The sequence below is a fragment of the Devosia sp. Leaf420 genome (genome assembly GCF_001425445.1).
Lineage (GTDB): Bacteria > Pseudomonadota > Alphaproteobacteria > Rhizobiales > Devosiaceae > Devosia.
The window spans coordinates 52,415-77,220 of the sequence record NZ_LMQU01000010.1; the positions used below are offsets into that span (position 1 = coordinate 52,415).

General features: G+C 60.7%; 22 protein-coding genes. 10 read left to right on the plus strand and 12 right to left on the minus strand.

Annotation, left to right across the window (positions count from 1 at the left end):
• Nucleotides 1-14: 14 nt before the first annotated feature.
• Together ASG47_RS07620 and ASG47_RS07625 are read left to right on the plus strand one after the other, a co-directional pair.
• Nucleotides 15-407, plus strand: a complete 393-nt coding sequence (locus ASG47_RS07620; protein WP_061908153.1) for a cupin domain-containing protein — start codon at nt 15-17, stop codon at nt 405-407.
• Between the two features lie 179 nt (nt 408-586).
• Nucleotides 587-2,590, plus strand: coding sequence for a methyl-accepting chemotaxis protein (locus tag ASG47_RS07625; RefSeq protein WP_061908154.1), 2,004 nt, complete (start codon nt 587-589; stop codon nt 2,588-2,590).
• Between the two features lie 111 nt (nt 2,591-2,701).
• Here the strand turns inward: ASG47_RS07625 and ASG47_RS07630 are convergent, their stop codons facing one another.
• The 5 genes from ASG47_RS07630 to ASG47_RS07650 form a co-directional block, all read right to left on the minus strand.
• Nucleotides 2,702-3,268, minus strand: coding sequence for a CarD family transcriptional regulator (locus ASG47_RS07630; RefSeq protein WP_061908155.1), 567 nt, complete (start codon nt 3,266-3,268; stop codon nt 2,702-2,704).
• A gap of 361 nt (nt 3,269-3,629) precedes the next feature.
• On the minus strand, nt 3,630-3,968 hold the full coding sequence (fdxA, locus tag ASG47_RS07635) for a ferredoxin FdxA (protein WP_061908156.1): 339 nt from the start codon (nt 3,966-3,968) through the stop codon (nt 3,630-3,632).
• A 168-nt stretch (nt 3,969-4,136) separates the two neighbouring features.
• Nucleotides 4,137-4,541, minus strand: coding sequence for an RNA-binding S4 domain-containing protein (locus ASG47_RS07640; RefSeq protein WP_061908157.1), 405 nt, complete (start codon nt 4,539-4,541; stop codon nt 4,137-4,139).
• A gap of 3 nt (nt 4,542-4,544) precedes the next feature.
• Nucleotides 4,545-7,547 (minus strand): helicase-related protein, encoded by a 3,003-nt coding sequence (locus ASG47_RS07645; protein WP_061908158.1) that lies wholly within the window; start codon nt 7,545-7,547, stop codon nt 4,545-4,547.
• Nucleotides 7,548-8,432: 885 nt separating this feature from the next.
• Complete coding sequence (locus ASG47_RS07650; RefSeq protein WP_061908159.1) at nt 8,433-9,206, minus strand: DUF3108 domain-containing protein; 774 nt, start codon at nt 9,204-9,206, stop codon at nt 8,433-8,435.
• Nucleotides 9,207-9,441: 235 nt separating this feature from the next.
• Here ASG47_RS07650 and rpmB point away from each other — a divergent pair, with 235 nt between their 5' ends.
• Together rpmB and ASG47_RS07660 are read left to right on the plus strand one after the other, a co-directional pair.
• Nucleotides 9,442-9,726, plus strand: a complete 285-nt coding sequence (rpmB, locus tag ASG47_RS07655; RefSeq protein ID WP_061908160.1) for a 50S ribosomal protein L28 — start codon at nt 9,442-9,444, stop codon at nt 9,724-9,726.
• Between the two features lie 122 nt (nt 9,727-9,848).
• Complete coding sequence (locus ASG47_RS07660) at nt 9,849-10,544, plus strand: queuosine precursor transporter (RefSeq protein WP_061908161.1); 696 nt, start codon at nt 9,849-9,851, stop codon at nt 10,542-10,544.
• Here the strand turns inward: ASG47_RS07660 and ASG47_RS07665 are convergent.
• The 5 genes from ASG47_RS07665 to ASG47_RS21250 all read right to left on the minus strand — a co-directional run bounded on the left by ASG47_RS07665 (nt 10,541) and on the right by ASG47_RS21250 (nt 14,713).
• Nucleotides 10,541-11,254 (minus strand): hypothetical protein, encoded by a 714-nt coding sequence (locus ASG47_RS07665; protein ID WP_061908162.1) that lies wholly within the window; start codon nt 11,252-11,254, stop codon nt 10,541-10,543. The two genes, ASG47_RS07660 and ASG47_RS07665, sit on opposite strands and share 4 nt — an antisense overlap.
• A 71-nt stretch (nt 11,255-11,325) precedes the next feature.
• The gene (locus tag ASG47_RS20920) at nt 11,326-12,303 is read right to left on the minus strand and encodes a L,D-transpeptidase family protein (RefSeq protein WP_200940873.1); all 978 of its coding nucleotides are present in this window, start codon (nt 12,301-12,303) and stop codon (nt 11,326-11,328) included.
• 196 nt (nt 12,304-12,499) lie between these two features.
• Nucleotides 12,500-13,453, minus strand: coding sequence for an acetyl-CoA carboxylase carboxyltransferase subunit alpha (locus ASG47_RS07675; protein ID WP_061908163.1), 954 nt, complete (start codon nt 13,451-13,453; stop codon nt 12,500-12,502).
• Between the two features lie 139 nt (nt 13,454-13,592).
• Nucleotides 13,593-14,498 carry a site-specific tyrosine recombinase XerD gene (locus ASG47_RS07680; RefSeq protein ID WP_061908164.1) on the minus strand — a complete coding sequence of 302 codons (906 nt, stop codon included), beginning with the start codon at nt 14,496-14,498 and terminating at the stop codon, nt 13,593-13,595.
• Nucleotides 14,495-14,713 carry a hypothetical protein gene (locus ASG47_RS21250; protein WP_320408915.1) on the minus strand — a complete coding sequence of 73 codons (219 nt, stop codon included), beginning with the start codon at nt 14,711-14,713 and terminating at the stop codon, nt 14,495-14,497. The genes ASG47_RS07680 and ASG47_RS21250 overlap by 4 nt, the downstream gene beginning before the upstream one ends.
• A gap of 130 nt (nt 14,714-14,843) precedes the next feature.
• Between ASG47_RS21250 and ASG47_RS07690 the strand changes: the two genes are divergently transcribed.
• Nucleotides 14,844-15,419, plus strand: a complete 576-nt coding sequence (locus ASG47_RS07690) for a shikimate kinase (RefSeq protein WP_061908165.1) — start codon at nt 14,844-14,846, stop codon at nt 15,417-15,419.
• A gap of 14 nt (nt 15,420-15,433) precedes the next feature.
• On the plus strand, nt 15,434-16,549 hold the full coding sequence (aroB, locus tag ASG47_RS07695; protein WP_061908166.1) for a 3-dehydroquinate synthase: 1,116 nt from the start codon (nt 15,434-15,436) through the stop codon (nt 16,547-16,549).
• Here aroB and ASG47_RS07700 read toward each other — a convergent pair.
• Nucleotides 16,546-16,800 (minus strand): BolA family protein, encoded by a 255-nt coding sequence (locus tag ASG47_RS07700; protein ID WP_413813454.1) that lies wholly within the window; start codon nt 16,798-16,800, stop codon nt 16,546-16,548. The two genes, aroB and ASG47_RS07700, sit on opposite strands and share 4 nt — an antisense overlap.
• Nucleotides 16,801-16,883: 83 nt before the next feature.
• On the opposite strand from ASG47_RS07700, the gene ASG47_RS07705 reads away from it, so the two are divergent.
• From ASG47_RS07705 to ASG47_RS07720, 4 genes are all read left to right on the plus strand, one after another.
• Entirely contained in the window at nt 16,884-17,510 is a 627-nt protein-coding gene (locus tag ASG47_RS07705) for a J domain-containing protein (protein WP_061908168.1), read from the plus strand.
• A 137-nt stretch (nt 17,511-17,647) separates the two neighbouring features.
• Nucleotides 17,648-18,631 carry a cobaltochelatase subunit CobS gene (gene cobS / locus ASG47_RS07710; RefSeq protein ID WP_061908169.1) on the plus strand — a complete coding sequence of 328 codons (984 nt, stop codon included), beginning with the start codon at nt 17,648-17,650 and terminating at the stop codon, nt 18,629-18,631.
• Between the two features lie 134 nt (nt 18,632-18,765).
• Entirely contained in the window at nt 18,766-20,655 is a 1,890-nt protein-coding gene (gene cobT / locus ASG47_RS07715) for a cobaltochelatase subunit CobT (RefSeq protein WP_200940875.1), read from the plus strand.
• The gene (locus ASG47_RS07720) at nt 20,652-21,644 is read left to right on the plus strand and encodes an esterase-like activity of phytase family protein (RefSeq protein ID WP_061908171.1); all 993 of its coding nucleotides are present in this window, start codon (nt 20,652-20,654) and stop codon (nt 21,642-21,644) included. Before cobT ends, ASG47_RS07720 begins: the two co-directional genes overlap by 4 nt.
• A 198-nt stretch (nt 21,645-21,842) precedes the next feature.
• On the opposite strand, the gene secA is transcribed toward ASG47_RS07720, so the two are convergent.
• On the minus strand, nt 21,843-24,545 hold the full coding sequence (secA, locus tag ASG47_RS07725) for a preprotein translocase subunit SecA (protein WP_061908172.1): 2,703 nt from the start codon (nt 24,543-24,545) through the stop codon (nt 21,843-21,845).
• Nucleotides 24,546-24,806 lie beyond the last annotated feature (261 nt).

Here is a 24,806-nt window from a genome sequence, read left to right on the forward strand (position 1 = left end):
GGTGGGAGGACAAGATGAAAGAATGCAAGGTGATCCGGGGCGGCGCAGGCTTTCACGGCAAGCAGGGCATGGATTATTTTTCCGGCGTCTCGGCAGAAAGCGCCGGCGCCACCGGCATCTGCATGCATCTTCTGGTCCTGCCGCCCGGTGGCAAGGCCAAGCCGCATTTCCATGAGCATCACGAGACCGCCATTTACCAGCTCGAAGGCTCGACCTCGTTCTACCACGGGCCGAACCTCGAATTCCTCGATGAAGTGCTTGAGGGCGACTATGTCTATATTCCCGCCGGGGTGCCGCATCAGCCGTTTAATCCGACGGGCCAAACCGCTCGAGCGCTGATCGCCCGCACCGATCCCAAAGAACAGGAAAGCGTTATTATCCTGCCTCAAAGCATGAGCCGGATCTAGACTTCGATAGTCTTTTGAATGGTTTATCGGAAGACGCGCCGTCTCTGACGCCTAAAACTTAGGTTTATGCGCAAACTTACCGATTTTTAGCCTTATTTCTTTACATGGGACAAAGGCCCGAAGGGCTCTCCGACAGGAGTTTGTCGTCAGCGTACCGCAGGATGCGGATCAGGAAGCCCATGTCCCTAAAGCACCTCCCTATTCTTCAGAAATTCCTTTTGACCATCGTCGTCATGGCAGCCGTCGCGCTGATCCTCGGTACGGTGAGCTGGCGCGAGATCACGAGCCTCCGGGATACGATGCTCAATGTCGGCGCCAAGGAAGAGGCCGCGCGTGAGGCTATGGACCTGCGCATGGACATCATCGCCATCTCGCGCATGACCTATCAGCTCGCCATGGAGCCGCAGCGCGTCGAAGATTTCACCGCCGAGCGCACCCGCCGCACCGAGGAAATGCTCGCCCGCTTCCCCGTAATCGAAGCGGCCGCGGACGCCGAAGAATTGCGTCTCCTGGCCGATGTGAAGCCGGTCATGGCGGCCTATTTCGACAAGATCGGCACGATGCTGACCGTTGCCGCGACCGGCGATGACACTCAGATCCGCGCGGCTCTCGCACAGGCCCTGACCGCCCAAAAGACCGTGACCGATACGGTCAAGCTCTACAGCACCTATTCTGGTGAACTGATGGCGTCGATGCGCGCCGAAGCGGAGTCCAGCTCCAACCGCGCCTTGATCATCGTGATCAGCACCGCAGCGATCGGTATCATCCTTGGCCTCGTCCTTTCCATTTTGATCGGCCGCCGCGCCATCGTCGCGCCAGTTCGCGCCCTGACGGAAAAAATGGGTCTCTTGGCCGAGGGCCAGCTCGATATCGAAATCGAAGAAGCCACCCGTCGCGATGAAATCGGCAATATGGGCCGCGCTGTCGAAATCTTCCGCGAAAACGCCCGTCAGATTGCCGCGCTCAGCGCTGAAGAAGCCGAACGCGCCCGTGGCCTTGCCGATCGTGCCAAGGTCATGGATCGCCTTGCCAATGAAGTTCATGGCGCCGTCGGCGCTGCAGGCCGCGGCGATTTCTCCCGCCGTGTCTCGGGGGAATTCGGTGATGCGGGCTTCAATGCCATTGCTCAGAGCGTCAATGACCTGATCGATACGGTCGATCGTGGTCTGACCGAGAGCGGCGAAGTCCTTTCCGCGCTAGCGCAGGCCGACCTCGCCCCGCGTGTCGAAGGCCAATATGAAGGCGCCTTCGCCAACCTCAAGACCAATACCAATGCCGTGGCCGATCGCCTCGCCGAAATCGTCAGCCGCCTGCGCAACACCTCGCGCATGCTCAAGACGGCAACGGGCGAAATTCTCTCCGGCGCCAATGACCTTGCCGAGCGCACCACACGCCAGGCCGCGACCATCGAGGAAACCTCGGCGGCCATGGAACAATTGGCATCAACCGTGCAGCAAAATGCCGAGCACGCCAATGATGCGAGCCGTGCTTCTGGTGCTCTCACCCAGGCCGCTGAAGAAGGCGGCGTCGTCATGGCCGAAACCACGGCCGCGATGGAACGCATTTCCGGCTCCTCGGCCAGCATCTCCAACATCATCGGCATGATCGACGACATCGCCTTCCAGACCAATCTCCTCGCGCTCAATGCGTCGGTGGAGGCGGCTCGTGCCGGTGAAGCCGGCAAGGGTTTTGCCGTCGTCGCCGTCGAAGTGCGTCGCCTTGCCCAGTCGACCGCGGAAGCCTCACGCGACGTCAAGCAATTGGTCGAGCAGAGCGCGCGCGAAGTCGCCGGAGGTTCGCAACTCGTCGTCGATGCGGCAAAAAAGCTCGATCTCATGCTCGACATGGCCCGCACCAGCAATGGCCTGATGGAAGGCATTGCCCGCGACAGCCGCGAACAGGCTTCGGCCATCGACGAAGTCGCCGTCGCCGTGCGCCAGATGGACGAAATGACCCAGCATAATGCGGCGCTCGTCGAAGAAACCAATGCGGCGATCGAACAGACCGAAGGCCAGGCGACCGAACTCGACCGCATGGTCGACATTTTCAAGCTGGGCCACGAGGCGCCCGCTGCCCGTGCGCCCGCGCCACGCGCCAAGCCCGCGCCGCAGAAATCCGCCGCCGCTGGCCGTTACCTCTCGCAGGGCAATGCCGCCATCGCTCAAGACTGGAGCGAGTTCTAAGGCTCTCACGCTCGCCAATCACCCCCTCCCAGCCTCCCAAGCCTCTGTCCATCAGAAACAAAAAGGCCGGCATCACTGCCGGCCTTTTGCATTTCAATTTCGAAAAACCGCTTATGCGGCTTCTTCGTCGCTTTCGCTCTCGGCCGCATCGGCCTTGGTGCGCTTCGGGCTCTTGGCGAGCTGCTTTTCGATGAGCTGCACGGCTTCGGTCAGCGTCAGCTTGTTGACCGAGCTGATTTCGCGGCTCATGCGATCCATGGCCTGTTCGAAGAGCTGGCGTTCGGAATAGCTCTGCTCTGGCTGGTCGTCGGAGCGATAGAGATCGCGCACGACTTCCGAGATGGCGATCAGATCGCCCGAATTGATCTTTGCTTCGTATTCCTGGGCGCGGCGCGACCACATGGTGCGCTTGACGCGAGCACGGCCGGTGACGGTGTGCAGGGCGTTGTTGACTTCGTCTTCCTCGGCAAGCTTGCGCATGCCGACGGACTTGATTTTGGCAACGGGAACGCGAAGGGTCAGCTTGTCCTGTTCGAAGCTGATGACGAACAGTTCGAGCGTGAGGCCAGCGACCTCCTGCTCTTCGATGTTGACGATCAAGCCAACACCGTGGGCCGGATAGACGACATACTCACCCGTCTTGAACCCGAGCCGCTGCTGAGACTTCTTGGCTACCATAAGCTGGAACTCCTTGTTGACGCCCCAGAATGGCCAGTTCCTCGCGGAAAAGACTGTCCATCCACACTACTGCCCCTCAAAAGGGCCTTATAGCAGTACGAGCACCCACAGGCTTCGGTTCCGCTTTGTTCCGAAGCGCCATGCAACAGGAGATGTTGTGTCAAAAAAATCGTGCCCTAAGGCACGCTCTGGGTGAAGGGCTTAACTGCATTTGGTGGGACCATAGCACAAAAAATCAGCAAAATCAAAAGGAACGAATCGCCAGCACTGGCGTTCGCTGAACTTTGATTTTTATGCGACGATTCAATGTCGAATCGAGACGCGTCCGATAGTTAGCCTCGATGGCCCAGCGCAGAAGGCTTCAATCGCCTTCGCCGGCCGTCTCGGAAAAGTACTTTTCGAGCTTGCCTTCTTCGCCGTCGCGTTCCTTGGCCTCGGGCAGCTCATCGCGGCGCTCGGTCAGGTTGGGCCAGACGCTCGAATATTTCCGGTTCAATTCAAGCCAGTTGTCGAGACCGCTTTCGGTATCGGGCTTGATGGCCTCGGCAGGACATTCCGGTTCGCAGACGCCGCAATCGATGCATTCATCGGGATGAATGACCAACATGTTCTCGCCCTCGTAGAAACAGTCGACCGGACAGACTTCCACGCAATCGGTGTATTTGCAGGCGATGCAATTGTCAGTGACGATATAGGTCATAGAAAGGGCAGTCCTTGGCGGTCATCGCGGCCGGGGCGGGCCAGGCGACAGTCTCAACGGCTTTGGTGCTAAACTTTTTTGGGCGGGCCTGCAAGCGTCGAACCGGCCGCAAAAGCCTACCTCATACCCGCAAGCACCCCACACCTTATGACATTTCGCGCGGATAGATTACTCGTCCTCGGTGCGTAGTGCATCGGTCTCGCGGCGCTCTTTCTTGGTCGGCCGTCCGGCTCCGGATGGGCGCTCGGCGATCGCGGCCTCGAATGCGCTCCGCTCCTGCCGCGGTGGTTGAGCGGGCGACATATCTTCGTAAAGCCCCTGCGCCTCAGTCGCCGGGCCGCGCCGCGTCCCGGGATCGAGCACGCGCCAGACCACAATCCGTCCATGCAGCGACATCGTCAGCACATCGCCCGCGCCGATCTTGTGATCGCTGCGATCGGTCCGCTCGGAATTGACGCGAATGGCGCCGGTCTCGATGATTCTTTGAGCCAGGGTGCGCGATTTGACGGCGCGCGAGAAAAACAGGAACCGGTCGAGCCGCTCCTTGCGGAGAGGTTCGCCCGACCCTGTCAAAGCTTACTCCGACTTGCCGCGCAAGGCGGCAAGGGCTGCGAAGGGGCTATCGGGATCGAAAGCCACCTTGCGTTCTTCGCGCTGCGGACGACGTTCGGGACGTTCGACCTTTTCGGGGCGCGGCCGCTCATCATTACGCGGGCGGGTATTGGCCGGGCGGCCCTGCGGACGCGCATTGGCAACTTCGCCCTCGGGACGACGCGGGCCCTTGGGGCGCGAGCGATCCGGACGGCCGCGGCCTTCGGGCTTGGCTTCGCCGCCCTCGGCAGCTTCAGGCCGGCGGTTGCCAGGCTTGCGGCCATTGTGATTGTTGTCGTTGTGACGACGCCCACCGGGGAACCAGATCTCGTCGAATTCCGGTTCAGCCGGCGCTGCAGTTTCCGAAGCCTTGGCTTCGTCGATCACGCCCTCTTCCGCAGTCGGCGTCGCGTCGAGGACCGGCTCAGCGGCCACTTCAGCAACCGGAACGTCTTCTGCGGGCGCATCGAGGGCGGCAGCATTATCGTCCAGCACTGCCTCAAGCGCCGGAGCCTCCGCACCGATTTCGGCGACCGGTGCCGGTGCGGCAGCCTTTGGCGTGCGCCGAACGCGATAGCCGAGCGACGTCAGGATCGAGGCAAAATCCTCGCCCGAGCAACCGAGAAGGCTCGTCATTTCGACGGTGACGCGAAAACCATTGCCTTCGGCAGCGCCGGCTGGCGGCTCGCCTTGGAAGCGGGTGGGATCGATGGCAATCAGCGGCCGGATAATGTCGGCGAGACGCTCGAGAATATCGATACGAACGGCACGCTTACCGGCCACCTTGAAGCCGGCAATCTCGTAAAGCCGCGGATCGACTTCGGGATCGACGAGGAAAGAGGTCCGGCCCGAGAGGACGATATGGGGGATATCGGTGACGCCGGGCTGGCGCACGCCACCATTTTTCAGCGCAAACAGGATCAGCGCGAGTTCGCGCGGCGCTGGCTTCAGCGAGAGCGGCACATAGATATGATAGGCGCCGAATTTGATACCAAGCTTGCGCATCTTGCCGCGCACGTCCTGGTCGAGATTTTTGACATCGTCGGAGACCTGCCCGCGCGGCAGGAGACCAAGATGCTCGAAAAGCTGGAAGGCAATGCCACGCGCCGGCCCTTCAAGATCGGCTGGCGCTTCGAGCGCCATGACCTGCTCCAGCGTCGTATTGACGTGGTGGCGCAGCCAGAGGCCCAGGCGATCCTGAACGCGTTCGAGATCGGTGCCGGTCAGCGATTCGTCGGCAAGGATCAGGATCCGCGGACGATAAAGGCTGTCGCCCTCGACGAGTTCGGCGACGAGATCACCGCGCCAGCGCAGGCGTCCATCGGTGGCCAGAACGAATTCTTCGTTGGGCGCGCCCGCCAGCCGGTCGGCGCGATTGCGGATCTCTGGAGCGACGACCTGATCCGCGGCACTGCGCGTGCCCTTGGCGTCAAGTTCGCCATCCATACGCGCCAAAGTGAAGCGGAAGCCTTCAAGCGTGCCGAGAAGATGGCCCTCAAGCCTCACTTCGCCGCGCTCATTGATCTCGGGAGATACCATACGTTTGTCTTTCAGATGGCGGAGCAGCACGCTGGTGCGCCGGTCGACGAATCTCTGGGTCAGACGCTCATGGAGCGCATCACTCAGGCGATCTTCAATCTCTCGGGTCTTTTCGCGCCAATGTGATGGGTCTGCAAGCCAGTTTTTGCGGTTGGCGACGAAGGTCCACGTCCGGATTTGCTTGATCCGATGACTAAGAGTCTCGATGTCGCCCTCTGCATTGTCGCAAAAGCGCACCTGCTCGGCAATCCAGTCTGCGTTGACCGATCCATTTTGCCTCAAATCCGAAAAGATCCGGGTGACGATCTCGCCGTGGGCTGCTGGCGAAATCCCCTGATAGTCAGGGGTCTGACAACATTCCCAAAGGAGTTTGACCGCTTCGTGGCCACGCGCCAACCCGCCGGCCTCGTTGCGCGAGAGGAATTCCAGGGCAAGCTGATCGGTTGCGATCGGCACGCGCGTCAGAGTTTTGTCGTCGGGCGTTCGCTCTAGGCTGGAGCGCAACCGATCGATGGACGAAAAATCCAGCACGGAATTGCGCCATTGCAAAACCTTGATCGGCTCGAAATCGTGCGTTTCGAGCTGAACCACCAGTTCTTCGTCGAATGCGTCAGTGCCGCCTGTCACCCCAAAGGTGCCATTGCGTTTGTGCCGCCCGGCACGGCCCGCGATCTGCCCCATCTCCGCCGGCGTCAGCGGCCGGCTCTGGCGCCCGTCAAATTTCATGTCATCGGCAAAGGCGACATGGTGGATATCGAGATTGAGCCCCATGCCGATGGCGTCGGTGGCGACCAGAAAGTCGACATCGCCGTTCTGATAGAGCTCGACCTGGGCATTGCGCGTGCGCGGGCTGAGTGCACCCATCACCACCGCCGCCCCGCCCCGCTCGCGGCGGATCAATTCGGCGATGGCATAAACCTGCCGCGCCGAGAACGCGACGATGGCGCTGCGGCTTGGCTGGCGCGAGATCTTTTTCGATCCCGCATACATCAACTGCGAAAACCGCGGCCGCTCGATGATCTCGGCATGCGGCAACAGCTTGCGGATCACGCTCGCCATTGTCCCTGAGCCGAGCAGCAGCGTCTCATGAAACCCGCGCGCCTTGAGGATTCGATCGGTAAAAATATGTCCGCGGTCAAAATCGGTCGCCGTCTGGATCTCATCGACTGCGACGCAATCGACATGGATATCCATGGGCATGGCCTCCACGGTCGCCACCCAATAACGCGGCTTGGGCGGCACGATTCGCTCCTCGCCCGTCACCAGCGCCACGGCCTGTTCGCCGACACGCTCGACGACGCGCGCATAGACTTCGCGCGCCAATAGACGCAGCGGCAGGCCGATCATCCCCGTAGGATGAGCCAGCATGCGCTCGATGGCAAAATGGGTCTTGCCGGTATTGGTTGGGCCCAAAATGGCCTTGACCGACTGGGAGGATGCGAAAGTCATTGAGCAGCAATGTAGGGTGCGCAAATGCCTATGGCGAGGGGCAGCACGCATTGTCCCACAAAAGCACGGATTTTGTGATCATGCGGGATAGCGCTAAGCTTTGGAACGCAGCGGAAACGAACAGGGACAGAATCGGCACAGTTCAGCAAATCCGTCTTTGTTCACGGCGATGGGTGGTGGTGAGAATCGCTCGAAGCACACAAGTGTCGTTGGATGGTCTGCGTCCGCGCCCCTATAACGCCATCTGGGCTTCATCTTGATTGCTAAAGCGTAAATTTCGGCGAAATCGGGCCGTTTCGTAACGAACTAGAAATGCCAGGACGTTCAGATTATTTGCGGAGTTAAGAGCTTTGTCTTGGCCTGCTGGCGGCGTTGAACCGTGAAATTCATACCTTTTCGTTTGACGTCCCATTCTGGGTCGCCGAGCCTGTGAGAAATCTTGCCACCAAGGCGCGCGTACAACTAGGCTCTTTGAAGAATATCGATCGCATCCCAGTTGCGACGCTAAAAATAAGCTTTGTCCCAAAGCGGGGCACTTTGCTTCTCCCGGCTTTGGCTCCTTAACATCTGGACCACACCGGGAACGAACAGGGTCAGAATCACGATCGAGGTTGAGATACCCGGTTTGTTCTACGCTATGGCTGGTAGGCCTATGGGCGAAGTCCTACCGTTCGACCTCCCGCAAGCCGCTAACCGCCTTCTTGGCCTTCACGTCCATGACCAAACCCCTAATTTCTGAGCTCGCCCGCTTTCCCGATCAGTTCGTTACCGCAAACAAAAAGGGCGCCGAAGCGCCCTTAACAATCTCGCCCCGCAAAGCCGGGCAAAAAATCAGCAAAAATTGAGAAAAAACCTTTTGACCGTCCCAACCCGGGACGGCGGGCCTCAGCTCTCGGCTTTGACCAGCACCATCGAGAGGTCACCCATCGAGGTGCCGAGCAGCACGCGATAAGGAATAAAGTATCCCGTTTCGCCGAGCGGCATGTACCAGATGAGAATGCGGCTCTCGTCGGCTAGATAATTGGTGATCTCGTTGCTCTCATAGTGGCCCGAAATCGGCTCGTAATCGATCGAGCAGAGCACGACCGGCCCCTGATAGCCCGTGCGCGGTGACGTCGCGTCGTCGGTATCGACGAAGCTCATGTCGAGATTGAAGCGTTCGACGCCGGTAAAGATGCGCATGCGCCGATCGCAAACCGATTTGTCGAGCGCCCCGCCTTTGAGGACAAAGGCCGAAACGAAATCGCCCACACCCGTCAGATGTCCCCGCTCGACGGGAACGCGATCGAAATCCCCAACTGGCGGCTCGACCTTGAAGGACGTAACGTTCTGGCCCGAGAAGCCGACATCGACATTGAATTTTTCGCCATTGGCCCGAGTTTCGAGCGCAAAGCTTTCCGAGCGCAGCGTCGAGCCCAAGGAATTCCCCTTGGCGGTGATATTGGCCGTGCCGCTCGCCACCACTGCGCCGAGCCCAGCCACATTGGCTTTGACATCGAGCGTATAGGCGCTGCCCGTGTCATCGAGGTCTACACGCATCATGGCGACATTGATGCCGCCAAGCGTAAGGACGTAGCTGGCGCTGGCGTCGACTGGAGCGGCCTGGACCTGCGTAAGGCCAAGAACGAGGGCTAGGGAAGCAAGGCTGGTTCGGATCAAGATAAAGGTCTCGGCTCGTGCAAAAGGCAGGCAACGGGCCCTTCGCGAATCACGATAAGAGGCCAAAGTGCCGGGCTCTTGTGCTACTGGCAAGGCACTCGCGGGTCTTTGAGCCCTGCCCGACCTTGACGCGCCAAGCCATTTTCTCTAAGACGCCCGCAGATTTCATCACAATCGAGGCCCGTTGCGGGATTCCCCGCCACGCAGGACCTTTACACAAATAGGAATTCTGAAAATGGCACGTCGCTGCGAACTGACCGGCAAGGGCGTTATGGTGGGTAACACCGTTTCGCACGCTCTCAACCGTCACCGTCGTCGTTTCCTCCCCAACCTGATCAATGTGACGCTGATCTCGGACGCTCTGCAGCGCCCGGTCAAGCTGCGCATCTCTGCCGCTGCCCTTCGCTCGGTTGAGCACCGCGGTGGTCTCGACGCCTTCCTCGTCAAGCAGGATGACGCCGACCTGTCCCCGCTCGCTCTCGGCATCAAGAAGGAAGTGCGCGCCGCTCTCGCCGGCTAATCGCACTCTTCTCAAGATTTCAGCCGCGCGTGCCAAAAGCCGCGCGGCTTTTCTTTTTATATAAGCTTCATCAATGCCACGCCGGTCTTCTGCCGGAGAGTGGCTCTCAGAGGTGCATTCTGATGCTGTCTCGTTTCCTTGGCGCTGTCGCGGCCATGGTCGTGGTCGTTGCCGCGTCCAACGTTCTCGTGCTCTATCCCTTTCAGGTCCAACTTGGCGGCATAAATCTCGCCGATCTTTTGACCTGGGGTGCGTTCACCTTCCCCTTCGCTTTTCTGATCACCGACCTGACCAATCGCTATGATGGTCCGCGCAATGCCCGTCTCGTCGTGCTGGTGGGCTTCCTCGTCGGCCTCGCGCTCTCATTCTATTTGAGCTTCCATCCGCTGCCTTGGAATGCAGGCGGCGCTTCAGCCACCACCCAGCGCATTGCGCTCGCGTCCGCCGCAGCTTTCGTTACGGGCCAATTGCTCGATATCAGCATCTTTTCGCGGCTTCGCGCCGTGCGTGCCTGGTTCCTGCCCCCGCTCGTCGCGTCGCTCTTTGGCTCGCTGATCGACACCACAATCTTCTTTACCGTCGCCTTCGCGCCCTTCCTTGCCGGCATCGATGCGCTGTTTGGGCTGCAGGATGGCTCGCTGGCCTTCCCCGCACCCTTCCTCGGGGTCGGTCCCGAAGTGCCGCTCTGGATTTCGCTCGCGGCAGGCGACTTCATGGTGAAGTTCCTCGCAGCACTCGTGCTGCTCGCGCCCTACCGCGCCCTCATGGGCCGGCTAAAGCCGCTTCCGCCGCTCGGCAGTGCGGCGGCGCTGCGTTAGCAGGTTACGCGGATCTCGGCGAAGCCGGTCTCGGCTTCGTTACCGCCCGAGGTAACGGCCAACATGCAGGCGGTCCCGTTGAGCGGCACATTGCCGCCAGAGGGAACGGTCGTGCCATCGGTCAGCGAGATATAGCCATTGTTGACGTTCATCACCGTGATGGTCGCGTCGGTCCCACAGACGGGATAGCTATCGCCCGAAGCGACGAGCAGCCGCATGCCTGATGGCAGGCAATCGCCGTCGCTCTCGGCCGAAACCGTCGGCCCTGAAATCGATGGCAAGGCGGCAGGCTGAGTACCGGCCGCAGCGCCGTTGCCAGCGCGCCAATTCTGTTCGAGCGCCGCCAGGCGATTTTCGATGGCTGCGAGACTGGTGTCACTGCTCGTCGGCGCCACAGCGGCAGCGCTGGCTTGCGGGCTGCTGCGCTGGGCATAAAGATCAAGGCTCAAGCGCACTTGCGCCATCTCGGTCGAGATCCGCAAAACTTCCCGGCGCATTTCGGTATAGGTCCAGGCGGTCGTCGCAAGGGCGGCAACGCCGACGACGGCGGCAACGCCGGCCAGAAGCGATCCCGGCCTTAGCCGCCATTTGCGCCGCGGCGCCTTGCGGGGCGCGGAGAGACCAAGCTTTTCGCGCGCACCCACCTGCATATCGGCAGTTACGCCACCAACGGTCGTCTCGTCCCGATCCTGGCTCGGCTTGTCATCCACGCAGCATGCTCCCGGCCAATCGACGTCGCGATTGGCCTTTCATCCAACTGGGGCCGAACTAAGGACCACAACTATTGCGCTGGCGTTGCGGCCACTATCGGCGCCGGTGCCTGCTGGCCGCCGGTAAACACCGAACCGATCCCGGAAAAGAAGCCCGATACCGCTGCGCCACGATCCTTGATGGCCGCCTCGGTCGCCGCCTGGCGGGTGATGGCGTTCCCGGCATCGGCCAGGGCTTTATCATCAGCCGCCTTTCGGGCCGCAACCTGAGCGTCCGGCACGGTGGGCGGGCACAGGGCCGCGGCATCCAGTGGTCCCGCTGCAACGGGATTGAAAATATAGCGGTTCTCGCACACGTCCCAAGCCGGCGGCGTCTTGTTGAGATCAAAGAGGTCATAGCCCTCCTTGATATTGCGCCAGAACGCGAGGTGCTGATTGGACGCAAACTGGGCCAGGTTCGCGCTCGTCATGCGGAACGGATAAATCTGTACTTGGAAAGTGGGATTGCCACCCTTAAAGCTCTCGCGCGCCAAGGCATAGATTTCCGCCATGCCACCATCCGTCATCGCATAGCACCCCACCGACTTGCAGTCGCCATGCACCATCAGGTTGGAGCCGCTGCGGCCATTGGCGCGATCGAACTTGTTGGGAAAGCCCGTGTTGAAGGCGAGGAAATAGGCCGACTTCGGGTTCATGAGGCCGGGCGTGATCGTATAGAACCCTTCCGGGCTCTGATAATCGCCTTCCCTGAACTTGGGACCGAGATCGCCCGAAAAGGCGCAGATGTTATAGGTCTTGAACAGCTTGAACTGCCCCGAATTGGTGTGCTTCCACACCTCGAGCACGGCCTCTTTCTTGAAGATGCGCACGACCATGCCTTCGCCGGGCGACGATCCAATATCATGAAGCGCCTTCACCATGGCCGGAGCCAGGGGAATATTGTGCCGGTTGTCCCCGCCCTTGACGAAGTTGGAACAGGCAGCAAGGCCCACGCCCAGCCAGGCGAGAATGATGACGGCGGCGAGGCGATGGAAGAAGGTGGCAGTCACTTAACAAGGCCCAGATAACGGCTCCACCCAGGAGCAATGGTTAGCGCAGCATGAGCGGGCTGAGTGAACGAAGCCTTATCACGCTCCCGATCTCGGCGAAAAGCGGCGGTTTTTCACGCAATAGTGTGTGGGATGTCAGCATAAGAAAAAGGCTCCCGCATGCGGGAGCCTGTTCGTTGAACGCAGACCGAAAGACCTAGAGATTGGTGCCGATCGCGAGGAATTTTTCGCGCCGCTGCTCGCGCGTTTCGAGCCGCGATTTGCCGGCGAAATCCCCGAGGAAAGAGCTGAGCGCGCGGCGGGTCGCCTCCATTACCTGGCCATGGTGGCGATGTGCGCCGCCAGTCGGCTCGGGAATGATGCCGTCGATCACCTTGAAACCCAGAAGGTCCTGTGCCGTGATCTTCTGCGCGGTTGCCATATCCTGCGCGCGGGCCGCGTCGCGGAAGAGGATCGAGGCGCCGGCTTCCGGCGAGATTACCGAATAGATGGCGTTTTCGAGCATCAGCACGCGGTTGGCGGTAGCGATGGCAATAGCGCCACCCGAACCACCTTCGCCGATGATGATGGCAATGTTCGGCACACCGAGTTCGAGACCCTTTTCGGTCGAGCGCGCAATCGCCTCGGCCTGGCCGCGCTCCTCGGCACCAATGCCGGGATAGGCGCCGGCGGTGTCGACAAAGGAAATGACCGGAATGTTGAACCGGTCGGCCATATCCATGATGCGGACGGCCTTGCGATAGCCTTCCGGATTGGCCATGCCGAAATTGTGCTTGAGGCGCGTTTCGGTGGAATTACCCTTTTCCTGACCAATCACGGCGACGGATTCGCCATTGAACCGGCCAAAGCCGGCCTGCAGCGCGGCGTCTTCACCAAAGGTCCGGTCGCCGGCCAGCGGTGTCCATTCGGTGATCAGCGCGCCGACATAGTCGGAGAAATGCGGCCGCTGCGGATGGCGGGCCACCTGCGTCTTCTGCCAGGGCGTGAGTTTTTTATAAATCTCGACCAGGGCTTCCTCAGCCCGGGCGGAGAGTCGGTTCACTTCCTCATCGATCGACACGGCCTGATCGGACGCGGCCAAGGACTTGAGTTCGGCGATCTTGGCTTCAAGATCGGCAACCGGCTTTTCAAAATCGAGATAAGACTGCATCCCACCCGCCCGTAAGGGTCGTTATTGCCGACCCGGACTATTCCAGGCCCCGGCTCTTGCGCCCTAAAGTGGCCGGAAAGTGGCGATGGTTCAACACCGAGTCAAGTTTTGCGACGGATTTGCCGGGGAAAGCTCAATCTTAGTCGCTGGCGAGCGGGTGATGCTTCTCGACAAGGGTCTTGAGTTTATCGTCGAGCACATGGGTATAAATCTGCGTGGTCGAGATGTCCGAGTGCCCAAGCAGCATCTGCACCACCCGCAAATCGGCCCCACCGGCCAGAAGATGGCTGGCAAATGCGTGGCGCAAGACGTGCGGCGCGACGCGTGCCGAGGAAATACCGGCCCGCGCCGCAAGTCCCTTGAGATCGCGCGCAAACACCTGACGCGCCAGATGCCCCGATTCTCCCTTGGCCGGGAACAGCCAGGTCCCCGCGGGCAGCGTCTTGACCCAAGGGCGGACGGCATCGCGCGCCCGGTCATTCATCGGTACCACCCGTTCCTTGCGGCCCTTGCCGACCACGGTGATGAACGCTGCTTCCCGCATGACTGCCGAGCGCTTGAGCTCAACCAGCTCGGACACACGCAGCCCCGTGGCGTACAGCATTTCGAGGAGGCAATAGAGCCGCAGTGCCGCGTTCTGCCCCTCTCCATCTGCAGTGTTGGCCTCTGCTTCGGCCAGACTGAGCAGCTTATCGACCTCGGCGACCGACAAAACTTTGGGCAGTGGCCGCCTGGTCTTGGGGCTCGAAACGATCCGCGTCGGATCGTCGCCCCTGATCCCATCGGCACATAAGAACTTGTGAAACTGGCGCACAGCGGAAAGGTGCCGCGCGCTTGACGAGGCAGACAGTCCCTCTTGCTTGAGAAAATCAAGATAGGCGTTGACCGTCTCGCGAGAAGAGTTTTCGAGTGTCTCTTTCTTCCCCGCGACAAACCCGGCATAGCTCGCCAGATCGCGCCGATAGGCCGCAATCGTATTGGCCGCGGCCCCACGCTCGGCGCTCATCATTTCGAGAAAAGCGCCGATCAGGTGGTTGCCGCTCATTGCGCGGGCGCCGGGCTCGGCGTGCTCGTCACATTGGGTGTCGGTAGACCCGCAGGGCGCGTCGGCGCACTCTCACCCAAAAGGTCCTGCGTCGAGAGGCGCAGGGTGACAGCCTTGGGCGTCGGTTCCACGAACGAGACAAGCGCGAACATGCCCGCATAGACGAGGCCCACGAGAAAAACGATCGTGATCAGGAGGCGAAACAGTGTCGGCATGGCAGTCCAGTCGGCGTTTGAGAGCAAACCTTGGCACAGAAAGGTTTCCATCCGGTAGGTGAAATCGCGTCGCGCTTGACATAGGTGAGTGAGATCGCTTCAAGCGACATGAAGTCGGAGGGCGCCTGGCGTGAGCAAATCGGACAACACCGCGCGCTCTGCGCGCGCCAAGGCATTGGCCGAGCGTCTCGGCGGCCGTCCGCTCGTGCTCGTTGGGATGATGGGCGCGGGCAAGACCACGGTTGGGCGGCGCATCGCCACCCGTCTCAATCGGCGCTTCATCGATAGCGACGAAGAAATCGAAAAAGCCGCGCAGATGACCATTCCGGAAATTTTCGCGCAGCGCGGCGAGCCCGAATTCCGCGCCGGGGAAACCCGCGTCATCTCGCGTCTCCTCAAGGAAGACGGCATCGTCCTCGCAACGGGTGGCGGCGCCTTCGTCAATCTCGAAACCCGGGCCCAAATCAAGTCCGGGGCGGTTTCCGTCTGGCTCAAGGCCGATCTCGATATTCTGTTCGAACGGGTCTCGCGCCGCTCCAATCGACCACTTTTGAAAACCACCGACCCCAAGGCGACGCTGCAAAAGCTGATCGAAGACCGCTATCCCATCTATGCCGAGGCCGACCTGACCGTCCTTAGCCGCGACGTGCCGCAAGACAGCGTCGCCGCCGACGTGATTTCCGCCCTCCTCCATCATCTGCGCTGAAGGTCCGAAAAAAAATGGCCGAAATCACCCACACGGTTCACGTCGCTCTGGGCGAGCGCGCCTATGACATTCTGATCGGCCCCGACCTTCTCGATTATGCCGGCACGATTTTGGCCGAAAAATTTCCCGGCCGCCGCTATGGCATCGTCACCGACACCAATGTCGCCCAAGCACAATTGCCGCGGCTGGTCGCGAGCCTCGATAAAGCTGGCCTGACACACGAGACCATCACCGTGCCCGCGGGAGAAAGCACCAAGAGCTGGGAGCATCTGCAGACCGTCGTCGAAGGCCTTCTCGCCGCCAAGCTTGAGCGCAATGATCTCGTGATCGCGCTGGGCGGCGGCGTCATCGGCGATCTCGCCGGCTTTGCCGCCTCGATTACCCGCCGCGGCATGGATTTTATCCAGATGCCGACTTCGCTCCTCGCGCAGGTCGATTCTTCGGTCGGCGGCAAGACCGGCATCAATTCGCCCCAGGGCAAGAATTTGGTCGGCGCTTTCCACCAGCCCAAGCTCGTGCTGGCCGATCTCTCGACCCTCGATACCCTGCCCCAGCGCCAGTTTGCTGCCGGCTATGCCGAAGTCGTCAAATATGGCCTCATCGACGATCCCGAATTCTTCGAGTGGCTTGAGGCGAACCACGCCGATATCTTTTCCGGCGGTCCGGCGCGCGGCGAAGCCATCGCCCGCTGCTGCGCCCATAAGGCCCACGTCGTCATCGAGGACGAGAAGGAAACCGGCGTCCGCGCCCTCCTCAATCTCGGCCACACCTTTGGTCACGCGCTCGAAAAAGACACTGGCTACTCAGATCGCCTGCTGCACGGCGAAGGCGTCTCGATCGGCATGGTGCTCGCCCATACCTTTTCCAATCGCCTTGGCCTTGCCCCGGGTCAGGATTCCGGCCGCGTCTCGGCCCACTTGCGAAAATCGGGCCTGCCCACCACATTGGGCGACATCCCCGGAACGCTCGGCTCGACCGAGACCCTGATGGCCGCCATTGCGCAGGACAAGAAAGTCTCGCGCGGCGCCCTGACTTTCATCCTGACAAGAGGCATTGGTCAGGCTTTCATCGAAAAGTATGTCGATCCTGCCAAGGTTTCGGCTTTTTTGGAGGAGATGCGTTCTCCCTAACTTGGCAAAATCTCGATGTTGAGAGCGTGAACCTGCTCCTTGAGTTCGGCATTGAGCAAATCGAACACCGCACGGTGTTGCGCCACGCGGCTCAAACCGTCAAAATCGCTGGTCGCGATTCTGACGCGGAAGTGGGTTTCCCCGCTTTCACGCCATCCGGCATGACCCCGATGCTTGTTCGATTCGTCGATCACCTCGAGGTGGGTTGGTGAGAACCGCTCGGTCAGCTTGGTCGTGATAGTGTCCTTCATGGACATTGGCGGTCTCCGCTTTGGGCTTTTGAATGCGCTCCGATGAGCGCCACTATTGAAAACTAGGCATTTAACTAGGTGCTATGAAACAGCAATCCAAGCTTTTCGATGGGATCCGCATCAGACCGCGCCGGGAAGAAAAGCCCGAACCGGCCGAATTCACCTGCGAGTGGGAAGGCTGCGGGGAGGCGGGCGAATATCGTGCGCCCAAGGGTCCGCGCAGCGAAGGGCAGTATCACCATTTCTGCCTCGAACACGTCCGCCACTACAACAAGGCCTTCAATTTCTTCGCCGGCATGAGCCAGGAAGAATTGGACGAGGCCCTGACGACTCCCCCCAAGGCCGAGTCACGTTCAAGCTTTGCGACCGGCAATCCGCAGAACGCCCGCGCTGCCGGCCGCACAGCCAGCACCCGGCCGGGCGACAAATATGGCGATCCTTTCGGCGTCTTCGCCAAATATCGCTATCGCCAGTCCCAGACCCCGGCCGCCGAGCGCGTCAAACCGCTCAACGAGAACGATCGCCGTGCTTTCGAACAGCTTGGCTTTCCCGGCCATGCGAAGTCCGATGACATCAAGCACGCCTATAAGAACCTCGTGAAGACCCACCACCCCGACGTCAATGGCGGCGACCGATCCTCCGAAGAAAAACTCCGGACGATCATCGCAGCCTATTCTCATCTCAAGAAAATGGGCTTCGTCGTCCGCTGAGCTGATCTTGAAAAAAGCCAATGTCAGGCGGGATTCCCGCGTGACAGTTTGGCTACCAGCATGTCAGCATTGCTGCTATAGAGCCCATGGCCGATGGGCCTCCCGCCTTTGAAAATCTCTGATCCACGAGTCCTGCCATGACCGATTTCACCAACCAGCCCGACACCGAATACAAGGCGCGGGATCTCTTCGGCATCGATACCGACATGGTGGTCAAAGGCTATGCGGAGCGCTCCGATCACGTGCCCCCGGCCGATCCGGATTACCTCTTCGACCGCAACACCACGCTCGCCATCCTTGCCGGCTTTGCCTTCAATCGCCGCGTCATGGTCCAGGGCTATCACGGCACCGGCAAGTCGACCCATATCGAACAGGTCGCGGCGCGCCTCAATTGGCCGCTCGTCCGCGTCAATCTCGATAGCCACGTCAGCCGTATCGATCTCGTCGGCAAGGACGCCATCGTCCTCAAGGACGGCAAGCAGATCACCGAATTCCGCGACGGCATCCTGCCTTGGGCCGTGCAGAACAATATTGCGCTCGTCTTCGACGAATACGATGCCGGCCGTCCGGACGTGATGTTCGTGATTCAGCGCGTTCTCGAGCAGTCTGGCCGCCTGACGCTCCTCGATCAGAACCGCGTCATCACCCCGCACCCTTCGTTCCGCCTGTTCGCAACGACCAATACCATTGGCCTTGGTGACACTTCCGGCCTCTACCACGGCACGCAGCAGATCAATCAGGGTCAGATGGACCGCTGGAGCATCGTCACGACGCTCAACTATCTGCCGCATGACAAGGAAGTCGGCATCATCCTCGCCAAGAACAAGGTTCTTACCGAGACCGACAAGGGCAAGAAACTCGCCTCCAACATGGTGCGCCTCGCCGATCTCACCCGCTCGGCCTTCATCAATGGCGATCTCTCGACCGTGATGAGCCCACGCTCGGTGATCACCTGGGCCGAAAACACCCAGATTTTCGGCGGCGATGTCGGCTTTGCCTTCCGTCTCACCTTCCTCAACAAGTGCGACGAACTCGAACGGCCGGTGGTTGCCGAATTCTACCAGCGCGTCTTCGGCGAAGACCTGCCGGAATCCTCGGCCAACCTCGCGATCACTGCCTAGTTCATTCACGACGTCCTTCCCGCGAAAGCGGGAATCTCTTTCCGAGAGGTCGTGCCAAAAAGAGATTCCCGCTTTCGCGGGAATGACGCGGTGAAAACAGGTGCGCTCTCGCGTCCGCGCCTCGGATGGCAAATATGGCAAATCCCCCGCGCAGCAAGCCCAATAAGCCCGATCAAACCCAGGTCTTCAAATCGGCCATGGGTTCGACGGTGCGCGCGATCGGGGGCAAGGCCGATCTCGAAGTCACCTTCACCGCCGACCGGCCCCTGCTGACCTCCGATAAGGCCCGGCTCGCCAACCTGCCGCGCCTCCCCACCAAGCGCGATATCGCCATTGCCCGCGGCCAGGGCGATGCCATGGCGATGCGGCTTGCGAGCCACGATCCCGATGCGCATCGCAAGCGCAGCCCCATGGATCCGCAGGCGCGCGCTGCCTTCGATTCCCTTGAGCAGGCGCGTGTCGAAAGCCTCGGTGTTCTGCGCATGCCCGGCATGGCTGGAAACATCCACGAAATGCTGGAAGATCGGCTCTTCCGCGCCAATTTCGCCGAGGTCGACGACAAGAACGAAGCCCCGCTTGCAGAGGCGCTGGGCCTGATGCTGCGCGAAAAGCTCGCCGGTGTCCCCGTGCCGCCCTCGGGCCACGCGCTGGTCGATCTCTGGCGCCAGGAAATCGATTCCAAGGCCGGCACCTCCATCGACAAGCTGCTTTCGACCTACGAAAGCCAGGAGGATTTTTCGCGCGCGGTGAAGGCCGTGTTGCGCGACCTTAACCTCATCGCCGAAAGCGAATTCGAGGACGGCGACGCTTCGGACGAAGACGAAAGCAACGACAGCCAGCCCGAACAGGCTCAGGGCTCTGACCAGTCGCCGGAACAGGGCGAAGGCGAGAACGAACAGGCCGAATCGGAAGAAGATCAGCAGTCGGGCGAAAGCGAAGAAACCGGCGATGTCGAAGGCATGGAAGCCGACATGGCCGATGTCGACGACGATGCCGAGGCAGAAGCCGGCGAAGACGCCCCCATGCCCCCGCCCGCCAAGGACGGCGGCGAGCGCCTCTCCAACCAGTTCAACTACAAGGTCTTTACCCAAAAATACGACGAGATCGTCAAGGCGGCCGAACTCTGCCCGCCCGACGAGCTCGACCAGTTGCGCGCCCTCCTCGACAAGCAGCTTGAAAATCTCGCCGGCGCAGTCGCCCGTCTTGCCAACAAGCTGCAGCGCCGCCTGATGGCCAAGCAAAACCGCTCCTGGCAGTTCGACCTCGAAGAAGGCCTCCTCGACACCGCGCGCCTGACCCGCGTCGTCACCGATCCGCTGCAGGCTCTCAGCTTCAAGGTCGAGCACGATACCGACTTCCGCGATACGGTCGTGACGCTCCTGATCGACAATTCCGGCTCCATGCGCGGCCGCCCGATCACGATCGCGGCGATCTGCGGCGATATTCTCGCACGCACGCTCGAACGCTGCGGCGTCAAGGTCGAAATCCTCGGCTTTACAACGCGCGCCTGGAAGGGCGGCAAGAGCCGCGAAGCCTGGCTTGATGCCAACCGCCCGGCCAATCCCGGCCGCGTAAACGACATCCGCCACATCATCTATAAGGCCGCCGACGAGCCGTGGCGCCACGCGCGGCGCAATCTTGGCCTGATGATGCGTGAGGGCCTGCTCAAGGAAAACATCGACGGCGAAGCGCTCGAATGGGCGCGCAAGCGCCTCATGTCCCGCCCCGAGCAACGCCGCATCCTGATGGTGATTTCCGATGGTGCCCCCGTCGATGACTCGACGCAGTCTGTCAATGCCGGCAATTATCTCGAAGCGCACCTTCGTCAGGTGATCGAAGACATTGAAACGCGCTCCCCGATCCAGCTCGTCGCTGTCGGCATCGGCCACGACGTCACGCGCTATTATCGCCGCGCCGTCACCCTGCTTGATGCCGAGGAACTGGCTGGCGCGCTCACCGATGAGCTTGCCGCGCTCTTTGATGAAGAACTCCCGGCACAAGCCCGCAGGCGGCCGCGGGGATGAAGCGGCGGGTCTTTCTAGCGACCTGCTGCTTTGCGCTTCTCGCCTCGCCAAATTACGCTTTGGATGTAATCGTCACAGCCGCTCAAGTGACGCGCTTCAAGGGCGCGTCCCTCGACCAGCCGGTAGACAAGCTGATCTTCCGCGGCGGGTTAACCATGCAGTCGCAGGACGATCTCTTCGGTGGCCTCTCGAGCGTCACCATGACCGGTGCCGACCAGAATGTCGCCTTCATCACCGATCGCGGCCAGTTCGTCTCCGGCAAGCTCGCCTATGATCAGGACGATCGGCTGTTAAGCTTCATCGGCGTCACCATGGACCCGATCCAGAATTCGGCCGGCGAAGCCCTGCCCCGCCAATTCGCACGTGACGCCGAAGGCATGGACACCGTCTATCGCGATGGCCAACCCGTCGCTGTTCGCGTCAGCTTCGAAAATCTCACCCGCGTCGCCGATTTCGCCATAACCGATGGCCGTCCCGGCGGTCCCGCCCGCGAAATTGCCATCCCCGATTGGATGACCAAGCTCCGGACCAATCGCTCGCTCGAATCGATCTGCATTGCTCCAGCGACCTCCCCAGTTGCCGGCTCGACCCTTCTCCTCACCGAAGAGGCGCTCGACGAAAACGGCAACCATCGCGGCCACTTTCTTGGCCAGAACGACAAGGGCCCGGTGACCTACTTCAATTCGCCGGTGGTCAACCCGACAGACTGCGCCTTTCTGCCCAATGGCGACCTTCTCGTCCTCGAACGCGGCGTTGCGCTCTTCAGCTTCGTCATGAACCTACGCCGTGTTCCCGCCGCCGAAGTCCGGCCCGGCAACCTCATGCGCGGCGAACTGTTGCTCTCCGCCGAAGGCGCCGAGATCGACAACATGGAATCGATCCTCGTCCACCAGACCCCCGCCGGCGAAACCCGGATCCTCATCGGCTCAGACAACAATTTCAACGACTGGCAGCGGCAACTGCTGCTGGAATTCGCGCTGCCGGAATAGGGGTCTGCCCACGCCGCACACTGACTGTTACCCCGGCGCAGGCCGGGGCCCATCTCCTGCATGACGTGAGCCAAGATTGGTACTTGGGCCAAATCATCAGGATGGGCCCCGGCCTGCGCCGGGGTGACAGCCATTACGAAAAACAAAAAAGGGCCCCGAAAATCTCCGGAGCCCCAAACTTCAAAAACCCAAAAAACCTCAGACAAACGCGCCGTGGCAGTGCTTGACCTTTTTGCCCGAACCACAAGGGCAAGGCGCATTGCGCGAGAGGCCGACGAGCAGTTTCGGATCGAGCGGCGGCAGTGCGCCGACGTCGGAATCATCGCCCACCGCATCATTCTCCCCGGTCGTCGGGTCGATATGGGTCTCTTCGAGCTTGGTCAGATCAAGCATCGGCGGCGGCTCGGGCTGACGCATCTGGATTTGGATATGGCTCATCTGCTGCGTGACCTGCTCGCGCAGGCCCGAAAGCAGGCCTTGGAAGAGCTCATAAGCTTCCTGCTTATATTCGGTTAGCGGATCGCGCTGGGCGATACCGCGCCAGCCAACGACCTTGGAGAGGTGGTCAAGGAGCACGAGGTGCTCGCGCCACAGGCCATCGATCGACTGCAGCAGGACGGATTTCTCCACCTGGCGCATCACCTCGCCATAGGCCTCGTTCTTGGCCGCGATAACGGCATCGGCAGCGTCGCGAATGCGGGTCTCGACGGTTTCCGCCTCGATGCCCTCTTCCTTGGCCCATTCGCTGATCGGCGCATCGACGTTGAGATAGGTCTTGGCGTCAGCCTGTAGCTGCTCGGCATTCCACTGCTCGGGATAAGCGCGCGGCGGAATGGACTTGGCGACGATATTGTCGACCACGTCATGGCGCATTTCGGTGACGGTGTCGCTGACGTCTTCGGCATCCATAAATTCGAGACGCTGTTCGAAGATCACCTTGCGCTGATCGTTCATCACGTCGTCGTATTTGAGGATGTTCTTGCGGATATCGAAGTTGCGGCTTTCGACCTTGCCCTGGGCGCGTTCGATGGCCTTGGTCACCCATGGGTGGGTAATGCTCTCGCCCTGTTCGAGCCCAAGCTTGCCCAGCATGGAATCCATAGAATCCACTGGGAAAATGCGCATCAGGTCGTCCTGAAGCGACAGATAGAACTTCGAATGGCCGGGGTCACCCTGACGGCCCGAACGGCCGCGGAGCTGATTGTCTATACGGCGGCTTTCATGCCGCTCGGTGCCGATCACCATGAGGCCACCAGCCGCCAGCGACTTGGCCTTCTCTTCGGCGATCGTTGCTTTGATCTCTGTGATCTTGGCTTCGCGTGCTTCGCCTTCAAGCTCGCCGGCCTCGCGCTCGATGCGCATTTCGAGATTGCCGCCGAGCTGAATATCGGTACCACGGCCCGCCATGTTCGTCGCGATGGTGATCGCACCAGGAAGGCCCGCATCGGCGACGATAAAGGCTTCCTGCTCGTGGTGACGGGCATTGAGCACGTTCATCTTGCCAACGTTCTTCTTGCGAAGAATGTCAGCAAGCATTTCCGACTTCTCAATGGAGGTCGTGCCGACAAGCACCGGCTGGCCGCGCTCCTGGCATTCCTTGATCAGGTCGGCAATGGCATCGAACTTTTCTGCTGCCGTGCGATAGATCGCATCGTCTTCGTCGATACGCTGCACCGACAGATTGGTCGGGATGGTGACGACGCCAAGATTATAGATGTCGGCGAATTCTTCCGCTTCCGTCGAGGCCGTACCGGTCATGCCGGCTAGCTTCTCGTAAAGGCGGAAATAATTCTGGAAGGTGATCGAGGCGAGCGTCTGATTTTCCGACTGGATCTTGACGCCTTCCTTGGCTTCCAGCGCCTGATGGAGGCCCTCGGAATAACGGCGACCCGGCATCATGCGGCCGGAGAATTCGTCGATGATCACCACCTCGCCGCCTTCCGGCGTATCGCGGGTGATATAGTCCTTGTCCTTGCGGAACAGCTTGTGTGCGCGCAGTGCCGAATTGGCATGGTGCACGAGCGCGACGTTCTCGACGTCATACATGGACTCGCTCTTGAGCAGTCCCGCTTCGGCCAGCGCCGCTTCGAGCTTTTCGACGCCCTGATCGGTAAAGGTCGCAGCGCGATGCTTTTCATCGAGCTCGAAATCGCCTTCACCGATGATCGGCATCAGCGCATTGATCTTGATGTAAAGCTCGGACCGATCTTCGGAGGGACCCGAAATGATCAGCGGCGTACGCGCTTCGTCGACGAGAATGGAGTCGACTTCGTCGACGATGGCAAACGCGTGCCCACGCTGCACCATCTGGTTACGCGCATATTTCATGTTGTCGCGCAGATAGTCGAAGCCGAATTCGTTATTGGTGCCGTAGGTGATGTCGGCGGCGTAGCTTTCGCGACGCTGCTGGTCGGTCAGGCCATGGACGATGATGCCATAGGAGAGCCCGAGGAAATTGTAGATCTGACCCATCCAGCTCGCGTCGCGGCGGGCGAGATAGTCGTTGACCGTCACGACGTGAACGCCCTTTCCGGTCAGGGCATTGAGATAAACCGCAAGCGTCGCGACGAGGGTCTTGCCTTCGCCGGTGCGCATTTCAGCAATGGCGCGGTCGTTGAGCACCATGCCGCCGATGAGCTGCACGTCGAAGTGGCGCATGCCGAGCACGCGCTTGGAGGCTTCTCGGACGGTGGCAAAAGCTGGCACGACCAGGGCTTCGAGGTCAGCCCCCTGAGCCAGTTGCGCCTTGAATTCTTCGGTGCGGGCGCGCAGTTCATCGTCGCTCAGTTTGGCCAGTTCGGGCTCGAGCGCGTTGATCGCAGCCACCTTGCCCTGATAGCGCTTGACCTGCCGATCCGACGGCGATCCGAAAATCCGCCGGGCGAGCGAAGCGAGAGCCATGGGTGTTCATCCTTCAATTTTTGTGGCGTGGCGAAAGGGGCGGGCAGCTTGCGCCGGAGCGCTTTCAGAAAAAGTGGATCCCACTCTTCCATTTTGAAAACGTTCGGAACAAAGACCTAGTTCATTCAGGCGAATGAACCAAGGGCGCCATCGGCCCATCTCGCCTCGTCACAACTCTGGGAGGCCCTTTTGGCTCCCCGTGTGGATTGATCCGTGGAAAGCAGCGACAAACGGCCCCTGCTCCACGCTTTGAAAAAGCGG

Bases quoted from the DNA above. Each gene is read 5' to 3' on its own strand.
- ASG47_RS07630 (WP_061908155.1), bottom strand. From the start codon at position 3,268: ATGGTAGCCAAGAAGTCTCAGCAGCGGCTCGGGTTCAAGACGGGTGAG.
- ASG47_RS07660 (WP_061908161.1), top strand. From the start codon at position 9,849: ATGCTGTCTCGTTTCCTTGGCGCTGTCGCGGCCATGGTCGTGGTCGTT.
- ASG47_RS07675 (WP_061908163.1), bottom strand. From the start codon at position 13,453: ATGCAGTCTTATCTCGATTTTGAAAAGCCGGTTGCCGATCTTGAAGCC.
- fdxA (WP_061908156.1), bottom strand. From the start codon at position 3,968: ATGACCTATATCGTCACTGACAATTGCATCGCCTGCAAATACACCGAT.
- ASG47_RS07645 (WP_061908158.1), bottom strand. From the start codon at position 7,547: ATGACTTTCGCATCCTCCCAGTCGGTCAAGGCCATTTTGGGCCCAACC.
- ASG47_RS21250 (WP_320408915.1), bottom strand. From the start codon at position 14,713: ATGCCGACACTGTTTCGCCTCCTGATCACGATCGTTTTTCTCGTGGGC.
- cobT (WP_200940875.1), top strand. From the start codon at position 18,766: ATGGCAAATCCCCCGCGCAGCAAGCCCAATAAGCCCGATCAAACCCAG.
- ASG47_RS07720 (WP_061908171.1), top strand. From the start codon at position 20,652: ATGAAGCGGCGGGTCTTTCTAGCGACCTGCTGCTTTGCGCTTCTCGCC.
- secA (WP_061908172.1), bottom strand. From the start codon at position 24,545: ATGGCTCTCGCTTCGCTCGCCCGGCGGATTTTCGGATCGCCGTCGGAT.
- ASG47_RS07705 (WP_061908168.1), top strand. From the start codon at position 16,884: ATGAAACAGCAATCCAAGCTTTTCGATGGGATCCGCATCAGACCGCGC.
- cobS (WP_061908169.1), top strand. From the start codon at position 17,648: ATGACCGATTTCACCAACCAGCCCGACACCGAATACAAGGCGCGGGAT.
- rpmB (WP_061908160.1), top strand. From the start codon at position 9,442: ATGGCACGTCGCTGCGAACTGACCGGCAAGGGCGTTATGGTGGGTAAC.
- aroB (WP_061908166.1), top strand. From the start codon at position 15,434: ATGGCCGAAATCACCCACACGGTTCACGTCGCTCTGGGCGAGCGCGCC.
- ASG47_RS07625 (WP_061908154.1), top strand. From the start codon at position 587: ATGTCCCTAAAGCACCTCCCTATTCTTCAGAAATTCCTTTTGACCATC.
- ASG47_RS07620 (WP_061908153.1), top strand. From the start codon at position 15: ATGAAAGAATGCAAGGTGATCCGGGGCGGCGCAGGCTTTCACGGCAAG.
- ASG47_RS07680 (WP_061908164.1), bottom strand. From the start codon at position 14,498: ATGAGCGGCAACCACCTGATCGGCGCTTTTCTCGAAATGATGAGCGCC.
- ASG47_RS07700 (WP_413813454.1), bottom strand. From the start codon at position 16,800: ATGAAGGACACTATCACGACCAAGCTGACCGAGCGGTTCTCACCAACC.